The organism is Variovorax sp. GW458-11-26-14-LB1 (assembly GCF_059423965.1).
In genome coordinates this window covers 136,374-149,344 of sequence record NZ_JBWKYW010000004.1, presented here as the reverse complement: position 1 = coordinate 149,344, position 12,971 = coordinate 136,374, and the positions used below count along the sequence as shown (strand labels likewise).

General features: G+C 67.3%; 13 protein-coding genes. 3 read left to right on the top strand and 10 right to left on the bottom strand.

Annotation, left to right across the window (positions count from 1 at the left end):
• Nucleotides 1–67: 67 nt before the first annotated feature.
• From AC07YS_RS04620 to AC07YS_RS04610, 3 genes are read left to right on the top strand one after another with little or no spacing between them, the layout of a single operon-like run.
• Entirely contained in the window at nt 68–1,333 is a 1,266-nt protein-coding gene (locus AC07YS_RS04620) for an Hsp70 family protein (protein ID WP_495268091.1), read from the top strand.
• A gap of 7 nt (nt 1,334–1,340) precedes the next feature.
• A complete protein-coding gene (locus AC07YS_RS04615) occupies nt 1,341–1,868 on the top strand; it encodes a YgjP-like metallopeptidase domain-containing protein (protein WP_495268092.1) in 528 nt (175 codons plus the stop codon).
• Nucleotides 1,869–1,887: 19 nt separating this feature from the next.
• A complete protein-coding gene (locus AC07YS_RS04610; RefSeq protein WP_495268093.1) occupies nt 1,888–3,774 on the top strand; it encodes a glycosyltransferase family A protein in 1,887 nt (628 codons plus the stop codon).
• Here AC07YS_RS04610 and nagZ read toward each other — a convergent pair.
• Genes nagZ through lepA form a run of 10 tightly spaced genes read right to left on the bottom strand, consistent with a single transcriptional unit; the run spans nt 3,744 to nt 12,651 of the window.
• Nucleotides 3,744–4,841, bottom strand: a complete 1,098-nt coding sequence (nagZ, locus tag AC07YS_RS04605; RefSeq protein WP_495268094.1) for a beta-N-acetylhexosaminidase — start codon at nt 4,839–4,841, stop codon at nt 3,744–3,746. The two genes, AC07YS_RS04610 and nagZ, sit on opposite strands and share 31 nt — an antisense overlap.
• A 44-nt stretch (nt 4,842–4,885) precedes the next feature.
• Complete coding sequence (acpS, locus tag AC07YS_RS04600) at nt 4,886–5,278, bottom strand: holo-ACP synthase (RefSeq protein WP_056572075.1); 393 nt, start codon at nt 5,276–5,278, stop codon at nt 4,886–4,888.
• On the bottom strand, nt 5,275–6,048 hold the full coding sequence (locus AC07YS_RS04595) for a pyridoxine 5'-phosphate synthase (protein ID WP_495268095.1): 774 nt from the start codon (nt 6,046–6,048) through the stop codon (nt 5,275–5,277). The genes acpS and AC07YS_RS04595 overlap by 4 nt, the downstream gene beginning before the upstream one ends.
• 26 nt (nt 6,049–6,074) lie before the next feature.
• Entirely contained in the window at nt 6,075–6,950 is an 876-nt protein-coding gene (locus AC07YS_RS04590; protein WP_495268096.1) for a DUF7164 domain-containing protein, read from the bottom strand.
• 44 nt (nt 6,951–6,994) lie between these two features.
• Nucleotides 6,995–7,768 (bottom strand): DNA repair protein RecO, encoded by a 774-nt coding sequence (recO, locus tag AC07YS_RS04585; RefSeq protein WP_062475523.1) that lies wholly within the window; start codon nt 7,766–7,768, stop codon nt 6,995–6,997.
• Between the two features lies 1 nt (nt 7,769).
• Nucleotides 7,770–8,735 (bottom strand): GTPase Era, encoded by a 966-nt coding sequence (gene era, locus AC07YS_RS04580; protein ID WP_139702430.1) that lies wholly within the window; start codon nt 8,733–8,735, stop codon nt 7,770–7,772.
• Nucleotides 8,736–8,742: 7 nt separating this feature from the next.
• Nucleotides 8,743–9,429 (bottom strand): ribonuclease III, encoded by a 687-nt coding sequence (rnc, locus tag AC07YS_RS04575; protein WP_056572447.1) that lies wholly within the window; start codon nt 9,427–9,429, stop codon nt 8,743–8,745.
• Between the two features lie 20 nt (nt 9,430–9,449).
• On the bottom strand, nt 9,450–9,821 hold the full coding sequence (locus AC07YS_RS04570) for a DUF4845 domain-containing protein (RefSeq protein ID WP_062475531.1): 372 nt from the start codon (nt 9,819–9,821) through the stop codon (nt 9,450–9,452).
• A gap of 41 nt (nt 9,822–9,862) precedes the next feature.
• Entirely contained in the window at nt 9,863–10,828 is a 966-nt protein-coding gene (lepB, locus tag AC07YS_RS04565) for a signal peptidase I (RefSeq protein ID WP_062475534.1), read from the bottom strand.
• A gap of 11 nt (nt 10,829–10,839) precedes the next feature.
• Nucleotides 10,840–12,651 (bottom strand): translation elongation factor 4, encoded by a 1,812-nt coding sequence (gene lepA, locus AC07YS_RS04560; RefSeq protein ID WP_056572087.1) that lies wholly within the window; start codon nt 12,649–12,651, stop codon nt 10,840–10,842.
• Nucleotides 12,652–12,971: the final 320 nt, after the last annotated feature.

The window sequence follows — 12,971 nt, the reverse complement described above, 5'->3', positions numbered from 1 at the left end:
GGGCCGCAGTCTATCGCGCGCTCCGGCCGACCCTCTACACTCTTGGGCCCTCCGATTTCCTGCTTGAATGAATCCCCTACGCACCCCGGCCATCGGCATCGATTTCGGCACTTCGAATTCCGCGGTCTCCTACGCCTCCCCCGGCGAGGCCGCGCGCCTGCTGCCCATCGAAGGCAGCGCCACCACCCTGCCGACCGCCCTCTTCTTCAACGCCGAGGACCGCAGCACGCATTTCGGCCGCGACGCCATCGCGCTGTACCTGTCCGGCGTCGAAGGCCGGCTCATGCGCTCGCTCAAGAGCCTGCTCGGCAGCCCGCTGATGCAGGAGAAAACCGCCGTCTACGACGGGCTGGTCAGCTTCGAGGACATCATCGCGCGCTTCCTGCACGAACTGGTGACGCGCGCCGAACGCGAGCTGGGGCAGCGCCCCGAGCGCGTGGTCATCGGCCGCCCGGTGCACTTCGTCGATGACGACGCCAAGCGCGACCAGCGTGCCGAGGAAAGCATGCGCCACGCCGCGCGTGCGGCCGGCCTGCGCGACGTGTCCTTCCAGTACGAACCCATTGCCGCGGCCTTCGACTACGAGCAGCGTGTCACGCGCGAGTCGCTGATCCTGATCGTGGACATCGGCGGCGGCACCTCCGACTTCACCGTGGTGCGCCTGGGCCCCGAGCGCATGGCGCGCCCCGACCGCGCCGACGACGTGCTGGCCACCAGCGGCGTGCACATCGGCGGCACCGACTTCGACCAGCGCCTGAACCTGGAGCGCGTGATGCCGCTGCTCGGGCTGCGCCACCTCGGCCCGAGCGGGCGCGAGGTGCCCAGCAAGGTGTTCTTCGAGCTGTCGTCCTGGCACCTGATCAACTGGCTCTACGCCCCGAAGGCCGTGCGCCAGGCGCGCGAACTGCGCACCAGCTACAGCGACCGGCAGCTGCACGACCGCCTGATGACGGTGCTCGAGGAGCGCCACGGCCACCGCATCGCCAGCGAGGTCGAACAGGCCAAGATCAACGGCTCGGTCAGCGATGCCGAGGTGCAGATCGACCTGTCGTGCATCGAGGTGGGGCTGGTGTCGGCGCTGACGCCGGCCGACATGGCGCAGCAGCTCGCAGCGCCGCTCGAGAACGTGGTGGCCTGCGCCCACGCCTGCGTGAAGCGCGCCGGCCTGCGCAGCGGCGACCTCGACGCCATCTACCTCACCGGCGGCTCGTCGGCCCTGCGCCCGTTCCAGCGGGCGCTGCGCGCGAGTTTCGCCGGCGTGCCGCTCATCGAGGGCGATCTGCTCGGTGGCGTGGCGGCGGGGCTCGCCTATTCGGCGCGCACGGCGGGGTGAGCCGCAGATGAAGTACCTGTCCGCGTACCCGCCCGCGCTGCTGGCGCAGGTGAGCGAGCTGATGGCCGCCGACAAGCTCGGCGCCCTGCTGCGCGGACGCTACGCCGGCCTGCACGACATCCGCACCGACCGCGCACTGTACGACTACGCCTGCGAGCTCAAGGGCGAGTACATGCGCAAGGCCGAGCCGCTGGCCAAGGCTGTGTTCGACAACAAGCTGCATGTGGTGCGCCACGCGCTGGGCACCCACACCACCATCGCGCGCGTGCAGGGCAGCAAGCTCAAGACCAAGCGCGAGATCCGCGTGGCCAGCCTGTTCAAGACCGTGCCGCTCGAATGGCTGCGCATGATCGTCGTGCACGAACTGGCCCACACGCGCGAGAAGAGCCACGACAAGCCCTTCTACGCACTGTGCACGCACATGGAGCCCGAGTACCACCGCTTCGAGTTCGAGCTGCGCCTGTACCTGACGCACCTGGAGGCGGGCGGTGCGCCGCTGTGGCCCGCGGCGGTGGGCGCGCCGGCCGCGGACTGACCCGGTACAGTCGTCGCCCATGACCCTGCCACGGCTGCACTTCACGTCACTGTCCGAAGACGCGGTCTGCGGCGACATCGTGCGGACCTACCGCCTGGCGGCCGAGCGGCTGGGCTACCCGACGAGCTACACGCCGGCGAACATCGACCCCGGCGCGATCAACATCCTGTTCTTCTTCTGGAATTTCCCCTGGCAGAGCCTCGAGCCGTTCCACCCGAATTGCATCGTCGTCAACTTCGAACCGATGGTCGAAGGCACGCATGCCTGGAACGACCGTTACCTCGACCTGCTCCCGCGCTGCTACCTGTGGGAGTACAGCAAGACCAACTTCCATCGCCACCGCGAGCTCGGCTACCAGAACGCCGACTACGTGCCGCTGGGCTGGGAGCCCGACGCGGCCCGCATCCTGCCGTTGTCGGAAGTCCTGCCCGAGGAGGAGCGCGACATCGACGTCTGCTTCTTCGGCTCGTTCACGCAGCGCCGGATCGACGTGCTGGAAGCGCTGATGGCGCGCGGCCTGCGCGTCGAGATGACGCGCGGCGGATTCTGGACCCAGGCCGAGCGCGAAGACCGCATGCGCCGCGCCAAGGTCATGCTGAACCTGCACAACTGGGAAGCGTCCCGCGTGGTCGAAACGCCGCGGCTGTCGATCCTGCTGCGCCATCGCAAGGCCGTGGTCTGCGAGCTCTACCCCGACAGCGAGATCGACCCCGCCTTCCGCGATGCGGTGGTGGGCGTGCCCTACGACCAGCTGGTCGACACCGTGGTCGCGCTGGTCGCCGATGCGCCGCGCCGCGCGCAGCTCGAACGCGACGGGCTCGACACGCTCGAGCGGGCCTTCGCGCCGCCGGACATCGGCCCCGCGCTCGAACGCTACTTCGCCTGGCGCGCCCAGCAGCCCGACCGCATGCCGCCTGTGGCGATGCCGCGCGTGACGGTCTGCCTGACACCCGACGGCAGCGGTGATGACTGGCTGCAGGACCTGCGCGACTGGACGACACAAGCCGACGTGGCGCTGGAATTGGTCGTGGTGGCGGCAGGCCTGCCCGCAGCAGCTGAAAGCGAGGCGCTCGCCATCGCCCCCGACCTGCGCTGGATCGCGCTGCCCATGGCCTGCGACCGCGCCACCCTGCGCAACCTTGCGCTCGCACAAGCCACCGGCGAGCACGTCGTCTTCGCCGATGCGGGCGACCGCGCCCTGCCCGGCCGCCTGCAGCGGCAGGCCGCGCTGCTCGCCGCCTGCCCGGACCTGGACATCGTCGGTTGCTGGAGCGAGACGCCCGCCGGACCGCTGAAATACGCCCAGCGGCACGACGAGATCGTGGCCGAAGCGCTGGGCCCCGAGCCGCTGCGGCTGTCGGCCTGCCTGGTGCGCCGCGGCTTCCTGGAACGCACCGGCGTGCGCCACGACCCCGAGTTCGCTGTCCACGATGCGCTGCAGATGCTGTGCCGCTGCATCGTGGCCGGTGCGCGCTTCGCGGTCATTCCCGAGCTGCTGCACCGCGCGGCACCGGTCGCGCCGCCGGCCGACCTCGCGCAGGCCGCCTCGCTCGCCATGCGCGCGCGGCGCGCGGTGCTGCGTCACCTGCTGCCGCGCAGCCGTGTGGAAGACATCGACCTCATCGCCCAGCTCTACGCGCACCTGTGGCCGCCGCAGCGCGACTTCGCCGAACAGCTGCTGCGCACCGTGGCGCACGCCTGCGCCGCGCCCGCCGGCATGCCGCGAATCGACGCTGAAATGCTGACGCGCGCGCTGCGCACCGAAACCCTGCGGCTGCTGCAGGTGTTCTTCCAGGCCGGCCTGGCCGACAAGCCCTGGCTGGAGTCGCTGTTCGAGACGCCCGAGGTGGCCGCGTTGCTCGGCCCCGCGGCGAATCAGCTGCCGGTGCGGCCCTTCCGCGACTGAGCGCCGGCCAGCAGGCGTTGCGCCTGCAAGTAGCGCGTCGAGGCCGTGAGCGCCTGCCAGTCGAGCGCTTCGTCGCCCGGCAGCAGCGACCGGCGCCGCGCTTCGCTGGCCGCATCGCCCTGCCAGCGCCCGTCGGCCGCCGCAGCCGTGAAGCCGTCGAGCATCTCGTCCAGCGGCCGGCCTTCGCCGATGCTCTGGTTACACAGCAGCGCGAGGTCGCAACCCGCTGCAAGGGCCGCCAGCACGGCGTCGGTGTAGCTCAGCAATTGGCCGTCGATGTAGCGACCGGCCTCCATGCTCAGGTCGTCGCTGAACACCGCGCCGTCGAAAGCGAAGCGCTGGCGCAGGATGTCCTTCAGCCATTTTTTGGAGAAGCCCGCCGGCCGCTTGTCGACCTTCGGGTAGATCACGTGGGCCGGCATCACGGCCGCGAGCGTGCCCGCCAGCCAGTCGTAGGGCCGCGCGTCGTCGGCCAGGATGGCCTTCAGGCTGCGCCGGTCGACCGGAATTTCGACGTGCGAATCGGCCTGCACGAAGCCATGCCCCGGAAAGTGCTTGCCGCAGTTGCGCATGCCCATCTGCAGCATGCCGTGCATCACGCTCTTGGCGAGCAGCGCGACCACGCGCGGGTCGCGGTGGAAGCTGCGGTCGCCAATCACGCTGCTGCCGCCGTAGTCCAGGTCGAGCACCGGCGCGAAGCTGAAGTCGACGCCGCAGGCGCGCAACTCGCCGGCCAGCACCTGCCCGGCCGCAGTGGCGACCTGCGTGGCGCGTAGGGCATCGTGCATCCACAGCTCGCCCAGGCTGCGCATCGAGGGCAGCCGTGTGAAGCCGTCGGTGCGAAAGCGCTGCACGCGTCCGCCTTCGTGGTCGACGCAGATCAGCAGATCGGGCCGGATCGCCTTGATTTCGGCGTTCAGCGCGGTCATCTGTGCGCGGTCCTGCCAGTTGCGGGTGAAGTGGATCACGCCGCCCACATGCGGGTTCGCGAGGCGCCGGCGGTCGGCGGTGGTGAGTTCGGTGCCGGCCACATCGATGAGGAGCGGCGCGTGGTTCAGTTCGGTCATGTCGGTCGATCGGTCGGCAAGGCGCAACGGCGCCGGAGATTCGTTCAGGCCTTTTCCACCACCACGAAGCTGGCGGCGTACTCGGTTTCGTCGGTGACGGTCACGTGCGCCGTCAGGCCCTGCGCCTCGAACCAGTCTTTCAGCTCGCCGTGCAGCACGATCACCGGCTTGCCGCTGCGCAGGTTGGCGATCTCGCACAGGCGCCAGCTCATCGGCATGCGCATGCCCAGGCCGATGGCCTTGCTGAAGGCTTCCTTGGCGGAAAAACGCGTGGCGAGGTAGCTCAGGCCGCGCTTGGGCCAGCGCGCGGCGCGGGCCTGCCAGATGGCGAACTCGGCGTCGCTCAGCACCCGGCGGGCGAAGCGTTCGCCCTGGCGCTCGAAGGTGGCCGCGATGCGGCGCACGTCGCAGATGTCGGTCCCGATGCCGTAGATCATGCGGCGTCGGTGATGCAGCGCAGGTAGTCGCGCGTGGTCGCGGCGTACCCGAGTTCGAGCGCATCGGCGACAAAAGCATGGCCGATCGACACCTCATGCACACCGCGCACGGCGCGCAGGAACGGCGTGAGGTTGTCGCGGCTCAGGTCGTGGCCGGCGTTGACGCCCAGGCCCGCCGCATGGGCGGCCTGCGCCGCGTCCACGTAGCGCGCGAGCACGGCGGCTTCCTGCGGCGTGCCGCGCGAGGCAGCGTAGCCTTCGGTGTAGAGCTCGACGCGGTCGGCGCCCACGGCCTTGACGGCGGCCATCATCTCGGGGATCGGGTCCATGAACAGGCTCACGCGCACGCCCAGCGCCTTGGCTTCGGCGATCAGCGGGCGCAGGCGCTCGGAGTCTTCCGGGAAGCTCCAGCCGTGGTCGCTGGTCGACTGGGTTTCGCTGTCGGGCACGAAGGTGGCCTGGTGCGGCTTGAGCTCGCGCACGAAGTCCATCAGGTTGTGGAAGGGGTTGCCTTCGATGTTGAACTCGATGGCCGGCCAGTCCTTGGCGAGCAGTTCCGACAGGTCGCTCACGTCGTGCGCGCGGATGTGGCGCGCGTCGGGCCGCGGGTGCACGGTGATGCCCTGCGCGCCCGCGGCCAGGCAGGCCTGGGCGGCGCCCACCACGCTCGGGATGCCGAGGTGGCGCGTGTTGCGCACCAGGGCCACCTTGTTGAGGTTGACCGACAGGGCCGTGGTGGTGCGAGGGAGGGAGGACGAGGTATCGCTCATGGACGCAATCGCTTTCTTCTCTTCGTTCATTCGCCGCCCGCGCCGGCCCGGAGGTCGTCGGTGGGGGTGACGGCAAGCCAGTGACAGTAGCCGCCGAGCGTCGTCCTGTCGATGTCGCCGGGCGCCATGTGATCGTAGGCGCCGGCACGGAAATGATGCTTGGACCAGTATTGGTCGGTGTGCCAGCCGTGGATATGCAGCACGTCGCCGCCCAGCCTGCGGTCGGTGTACGGCAGGTGGTCGAGCAGGCCCAGCGAGCAGCGCTGGGGGTAGGTGCGCCGCAGCGCCAGCTCGCCGGCGTACATGGTGAGCACGTTCTTGCACCAGCCGGGCCACTCGCCCTGGAAATCGCGGAACTCCTCGTCGAGCAGCTTGTGGCAGTAGTCCAGCTGGGCCTGCACGAAGTTGCCCACGAACTCGGTCGGCCCCAGCACCGACGCGCCGACGTTGTGCAGCCCCGAATGCGGAAAGCCCCAGCGCGCGCTGCATTCGGAGAGCTTGCGGCGCACCTCTTCCTGGTACGCATAGGCGCCGAAGCCGAAGCACAGGCCGGTCGGCTCGAAGCTGGCCAGCGCCGGCGTGACGAAGGTGTCGCAGTCGGTCTTGAGGATCGCGTCGTAGTTGCGGCACACGGCGAGCACCGCCGGGTCGCACAGGTTCGCGATCGAATTGATGTAGCCGTAGCCGGCCCATTCGGCGTGCTGGTCGGCGTAGGGCAGGCCCGGAATCACGACGATCCGGTCGTCGGCGGGCAGCTGCGCGATGACGTTCGGGTGGCACACCGCGATCAGCTCACCGCCGCGCGCGAAGACGCCGGAGACGATCATGCTCCGGTACAGCCAGTGGAACTCGTCGACGATTTCTTTCTTGTCGTCGACGTAGACAAGGACACCCAGACGCATGGCTTCGGTTCTCAGGTTGGCGTTTCGATCGATCGTGCGCCGGGCTAGAGCGCTTGCAGGTCTCTCATCATCTGCCGCGTGCGCAGCGTGGTCACGCCGCAATGGTAGTTGAGCAAGGCCCGCAGCTGGTTGCGCAGGGCACTGTTGCTGCCGGCGTTCATCGTCGCGACCTCGCGCAGGGTGGCGGTGAACGGCGTGCGGTCGTCGAGCACGCTCTGCAGCACCTGCCAGTCGGCACCGGCCAGCGCGGCCTCGTCCTTGGCCGCCTGGCGCAGGCCGGCTTCGGGCACGAGGGTGTAGCGCGTGCGGGCCGCCAGCGGCTCCAGGGTGAGCGTCTGCACGTCGAGCGAGGGCAGCAAGCCGACCGAACGCAGCAGCAGCAGCTCGAAGGCGCGCAGCGCGGCGGCCTGCGTCGCGGCCTGGGCGCCCGCGTGGTCGCCGGCCAGCACCTGCACCACGCCGGCGTAGGCGTCGAACAGCGCCTCGTGCGCGTCGTCGCGCGCCAGCAGGCGCAACAGGAGTTCGTTGACGTAGTAGCCCGAGAGCAACGCCTCGCCGGTCGGCATGACGTGGCCGCCCATCCATTCAGCGCCTTTCAGCGTGCGGATCTCGGCGTCGCCGCCGTAGTTGAGCTGCAGCGGCTGCAGCGGCAGCAGCACGGGACGGAAATTGGAACTCGGCCGCTTCGCCCCCTTGGCCACGAGCGCGATGCGCCCGTGGTGGCGGGTGAAGACCTCGAGGATCAGGCTCGACTCGCTCCAGTCGTAGCGATGGAGCACGTAAGCCGGTTCATGCGAAACGCGATGAGCGGCGGCCACTTCATTCGTAGCCGAACGAACGGACGCGGGCTTCGTCGTCGGCCCAGCCGGAGCGCACCTTCACCCACAGCTCGAGGAACACCTTGGCGTCGGCCAGCTTCTCGAGCTCGACGCGGGTTTCCATGCCGATGCGCTTGATGCGTTCGCCCTTGTCGCCGATCACCATGGCCTTGTGGCCGTCGCGCTCGACCACGATGGTGGCGGCAATGCGCAGCAGGCGCTTCTGGCCCTTCTTCTGGGGCGGCTCTTCCTCGAACTTGTCGATGATGACGGTCGAGGTGTAGGGCAGCTCGTCGCCCGTGAGGCGGAAGAGCTTTTCGCGCACCAGCTCGCCGGCGAGGAATTTCTCGCTGCGGTCGGTGAGTTCGTCCTCGTCGTAGAACCAGGGCTGCTCGGGCAGGTATTTCTCGCAGATGCCGAACAGGCGCTCGACGTCCTTCGAGTTCTTGGCCGACATCGGCACGAACTCCGCGAAGCTGTGCTTGGCCTGCATCGTCTGCAGCCAGGGCGCGATGTCGCCGCGGCGGTGCACGTTGTCCAGCTTGTTGGCCAGCAGCACGGTCGGAATGCCCTTGCCCAGCAGCTTGAGCACGCGCTCGTCGGCCGGCGTGAAACTGCCGGCCTCGACCACGAACAGGATCAGGTCGACGTCGCCGACCGCACCCTGCACGGTCTTGTTGAGCGACTTGTTCAGCGCGTTGGCATGCAGGGTCTGGAAACCCGGCGTGTCGACGAACACGAACTGCGTGGCGCCCAGCGTGCGCATGCCGGTGATGCGGTGGCGCGTGGTCTGCGCCTTGCGCGAGGTGATGCTGATCTTCTGGCCGACCAGCGCATTGAGCAGCGTCGACTTACCCACATTGGGCTTGCCGACGATGGCGATCAGGCCGCAATGCTGCGGCCCGGTGGCAGGCGTGTCGCCTGCGGTGTCTTCGGGTCCCGCTGCGGGATTGGTTACATCGTTCATTCTGATTTCACGCGGCGCCGCGTGCCTTGAGCCGGATCAACATGGCGGCCGCGGCAGCTTGCTCGCCGGCGCGGCGCGAGCCGCCGATGCCGCGCTCGCGAAGGCCCAGCTCGGGCACCTCGCACTCGACATCGAAGGTCTGCTTGTGCGCTGCACCCAGCGTCGCTGCCACGCGGTACACCGGCAGCTTCATTTTGTGGCCCTGCAGCCATTCCTGCAATTCGGTCTTCGGGTCTTTCGCGGCGGCTTCCATGCGCGGATTGATCTCGACCGCCTCGTAGAGCCGGTGCACCAGCGCCTGCGCGGCGGCAAAGCCGGCGTCCAGGTAGACCGCGCCGATCAGCGCTTCGAGCGCGTCGGCCAGGATGGAGGGCCGGTTCGGGCCGCCCGAGCGGGCCTCGCCTTCACCCAGGCGCAGCAGCGGCGACAGCGCCAGTCCCAGCGCGAGCCGGTGCAGCGTGTCCTGCTTGACCAGGTTGGCCCGCACGCGCGACAGGTCGCCCTCGGGCAGTTCCGAGAGACGGATGTACAGCAGGTGCGAGACGGCCAGGTTCAGCACCGAGTCGCCGAGAAACTCGAGGCGCTCGTTGTGGTCGGCCGAGAAACTGCGGTGCGTGAGCGCGAGCTGGAGCAGGCGCGGGTCCGAGAACGTGTACTGAAGGCGCGCCTGCAGCGCGACGAGGCTGCCGTCCACCTTCTTGTTCGACACCGCGGTCAGCGGGACGCGCCCTTGTATTTGAGCGTCAGGTAGGCCGGCCCGAACAGGGGGATCTCGCGCTCGTACGCATACGACACGACGACCTTGTCGCCCACCTTCTTGATCTCGAGGTCCCGACCGCTGACCGACTTGAAGTCGTCGATGGCCTGGGCACGGTCGAAGATCGCGCGGATCTCGGGCACCGTGGCGCCTTCCTTGGCCTTGTTGGCGGCCTTGTCGATGGCCTGCCATTCGATCAGCGTCGGAATGACCTGCGCGACGACGACGCCCACGCAGCCCAGCACCGCCGCGACGAACACCAGGCCGATGAACGAGATGCCGCGCTGGTGCGCGGCACTGCCACGGACGGACCGACTGTTGGTTCTCATGCCCTCTTACCCCTCGAACAGTAACGTTGACTGTTGATTAATTATTGAAACGGACCGATGCGACCGAGATCGCCGAAGTTCATCCAGACGAAGAAGGCCCTGCCCACGATGTTCTTGTCCGGTACGAATCCCCAGAAACGGGAATCGGCCGAATTATCGCGGTTGTCGCCCATCATGAAGTAGTTGCCTTCGGGCACCTTGCACACCACGCCCTCAACCGAGTAGCGGCAGTTCTCGCGGAACGGGAAGTCGCTGGCACCCGGCACGAAGGCGGGAGCGTTCTCATCGTTGAGGATCTTGTGCTGCTTGCCGCCGAGGTCTTCGTCGAATTGCTTCAGGATGCGCATCGACTCGCCATCGAGGTAGTCGGCGATCGGGGCCTTGCCCACCGGCTGGCCGTTGATCGTGAGCTTCTTGTTCAGGTACGCCACCTCGTCGCCCGGGATGCCGACCACGCGCTTGATGTAGTCCATGCTGGGCTTGGGCGGGTAGCGGAACACCACCACGTCGCCGCGCGCCAGCGGCGTGCCGTCGGTGAGCTTGGTGTTGACGACCGGCAGGCGCAGGCCGTAGGTGAACTTGTTGACCAGGATCAGGTCGCCGGTCAGCAGCGTGGGCATCATCGAGCCCGAGGGAATCTTGAAGGGCTCGTACAGGAACGAGCGCAGCAAAAACACCACCAGGATCACGGGGAACAGGCCCGCCGTCCAGTCGAGCCACCAGGGCTGCATCAGCAGGCGCTCGCTGGCCTTGGCGTCGGTGGTGTCGACCTGGGTGATGCCTTGCCCCGCCAGCCGCGTGTTGCGTTCGGCGATGGAGCTCTCGAGCGTGGCGGCGGCGCGTTCGCGCTGCGGCAGGAAGTAGAAGCGCTCGGCCAGCCAGTAGACCCCGGTGACCACCGTGGCCACGAACAGCAGCAGCGCGAAGTTGCCTTCGAGCGCGCCGAAATACCAGGCGCCGACGTAGCTGGCGAACGCCGCGAGAACCAGGGTGGTGAGGTATGCCATGTTCGTGGTGATCAGTCTTCGACTTGCAGAATCGCGAGGAAGGCCTCTTGCGGGACTTCGACGGAGCCGATCTGCTTCATTCTTTTCTTGCCCGCCTTCTGCTTCTCGAGCAGCTTCTTCTTGCGGGAGATGTCGCCGCCGTAGCACTTGGCGAGCACGTTCTTGCGAAGTGCCTTGATTGTCTCACGCGCAATGATCGTGACCCCGATGGCCGCCTGGATCGCCACGTCGTACATCTGGCGCGAAATGATCTCGCGCATCTTCGACACCACCGCCCGGCCGCGGTACTGCGACTGGCTGCGGTGCACGATGATCGACAGCGCATCGACCTTGTCGCCATTGAGCAGGATGTCGACCTTCACCACGTCGGACGCACGGTACTCCTTGAACTCGTAGTCCATGGAGGCGTAGCCGCGGCTCACCGACTTCAGCTTGTCGAAGAAGTCGAGCACGATCTCGCCCAGCGGCATCTCGTAGGTCAGCATGACCTGGCGGCCGTGGTAGGCCATGTTCAGCTGCACGCCACGCTTCTGGTTGGCCAGCGTCATGACGGAGCCGACGTATTCCTGCGGCATGTACAGGTGCACGGTGACGATGGGCTCGCGGATCTCCGCCATCTTGCCGACGTCGGGCATCTTGGACGGGTTCTCGACCATGATGACTTCGCCGTCGTTGCGCACCACCTGGTAGACCACGCTGGGCGCGGTCGTGATCAGGTCCTGGTCGAACTCGCGCTCCAGGCGCTCCTGCACGATCTCCATGTGCAGCAGGCCCAGGAAGCCGCAGCGGAAGCCGAAGCCCAGCGCCTGGCTCACTTCGGGTTCGTAGCGCAGCGACGAATCGTTGAGCTTGAGCTTCTCGAGCGCGTCGCGCAGCGAGTCGTACTCGCTGGCTTCGGTCGGGTACAGGCCCGCAAACACCTGCGGCTGGATTTCCTTGAAGCCGGGCAGCGCCTCGGTGGCCGTGGCGGCCGCGCCGCCGGTGCCGGGCCGGATCAGCGTGACCGTGTCGCCGACCTTGGCCGCCTGCAGCTCCTTGATGCCCGCGATGATGTAGCCCACCTCGCCGGCTTCGAGCGACGCGCGTGCTTCGTTGGCGGGTGTGAAGACGCCGATGCTGTCGGCGTTGTACATCGCACCCGACGCCATCATCTTGATGCGCTCGCCCTTCACGAGGCGGCCATCGACCACGCGCACCAGCATCACGACGCCGACGTACGGGTCGAACCAGCTGTCGATGATCATCGCGCGCAGCGGGCCGTCGGGATTGCCGCGCGGTGCGGGCATGCGCGCGACGATGGTCTCGAGGATGTCGTCGATGCCGACACCGGTTTTTGCGGAGCACGGAATCGCGTCGGTCGCGTCGATGCCGATCACGTCTTCGATTTCAGTGCGCGCGTTGTCGAGGTCTGCATTCGGCAGATCGATCTTGTTGAGCACCGGCACCACTTCGACGCCGAGGTCGAGCGCGGTGTAGCAGTTGGCCACCGTCTGCGCTTCAACGCCTTGCGATGCATCGACGACGAGCAATGCGCCTTCGCATGCCGACAGCGAGCGGCTCACTTCGTACGAGAAGTCGACGTGGCCCGGCGTGTCGATCAGATTGAGGTTGTAGACCTGTCCATCGCGTGCCTTGTAGTGCAGCGCGGCGGTCTGTGCCTTGATGGTTATCCCACGCTCTTTTTCGATGTCCATCGAGTCGAGCACCTGCGCTTCCATCTCGCGTTCCGCGAGGCCGCCGCAACGTTGGATCAAACGGTCTGCGAGCGTCGACTTGCCATGATCGATGTGCGCAATGATCGAAAAATTTCTGATGTGATTCATCAACGGGAACGCTTAAGTACTTGAATTGGCTCGGGCGCCGAGGGGCGGGGCCAAGAAAAAAGGGCGCGTCTTCTGGAGACGCGCCCTGAACCAACAAGCAATGGCAACTGCAGTAGTTGGAACTTCATTGTAGGCAAAAAGGGAAGCACGTACATCCGGGAACAGGGTCCAAAGGGCTCGTTGCAGGTCCACAACATCAAAGATACTCACAACTTATCAACAGGATCGGTGGAGCAGTAGCTGAACAACTTGTGGGCGATCTGTGGAGCACCGGTGGACGGCTGTGTGACATCTCGCATCGTGAAGGCCGTCGCCCTCTT

What these genes read in the sequence shown, in the direction of transcription:
- AC07YS_RS04620 (WP_495268091.1), top strand. Translation starts at nt 68, where the DNA reads ATGAATCCCCTACGCACCCCGGCCATCGGCATCGATTTCGGCACTTCG.
- AC07YS_RS04615 (WP_495268092.1), top strand. Translation starts at nt 1,341, where the DNA reads ATGAAGTACCTGTCCGCGTACCCGCCCGCGCTGCTGGCGCAGGTGAGC.
- AC07YS_RS04610 (WP_495268093.1), top strand. Translation starts at nt 1,888, where the DNA reads ATGACCCTGCCACGGCTGCACTTCACGTCACTGTCCGAAGACGCGGTC.
- nagZ (WP_495268094.1), bottom strand. Translation starts at nt 4,841, where the DNA reads ATGACCGAACTGAACCACGCGCCGCTCCTCATCGATGTGGCCGGCACC.
- acpS (WP_056572075.1), bottom strand. Translation starts at nt 5,278, where the DNA reads ATGATCTACGGCATCGGGACCGACATCTGCGACGTGCGCCGCATCGCG.
- AC07YS_RS04595 (WP_495268095.1), bottom strand. Translation starts at nt 6,048, where the DNA reads ATGAGCGATACCTCGTCCTCCCTCCCTCGCACCACCACGGCCCTGTCG.
- AC07YS_RS04590 (WP_495268096.1), bottom strand. Translation starts at nt 6,950, where the DNA reads ATGCGTCTGGGTGTCCTTGTCTACGTCGACGACAAGAAAGAAATCGTC.
- era (WP_139702430.1), bottom strand. Translation starts at nt 8,735, where the DNA reads ATGAACGATGTAACCAATCCCGCAGCGGGACCCGAAGACACCGCAGGC.
- AC07YS_RS04570 (WP_062475531.1), bottom strand. Translation starts at nt 9,821, where the DNA reads ATGAGAACCAACAGTCGGTCCGTCCGTGGCAGTGCCGCGCACCAGCGC.
- lepB (WP_062475534.1), bottom strand. Translation starts at nt 10,828, where the DNA reads ATGGCATACCTCACCACCCTGGTTCTCGCGGCGTTCGCCAGCTACGTC.
- lepA (WP_056572087.1), bottom strand. Translation starts at nt 12,651, where the DNA reads ATGAATCACATCAGAAATTTTTCGATCATTGCGCACATCGATCATGGC.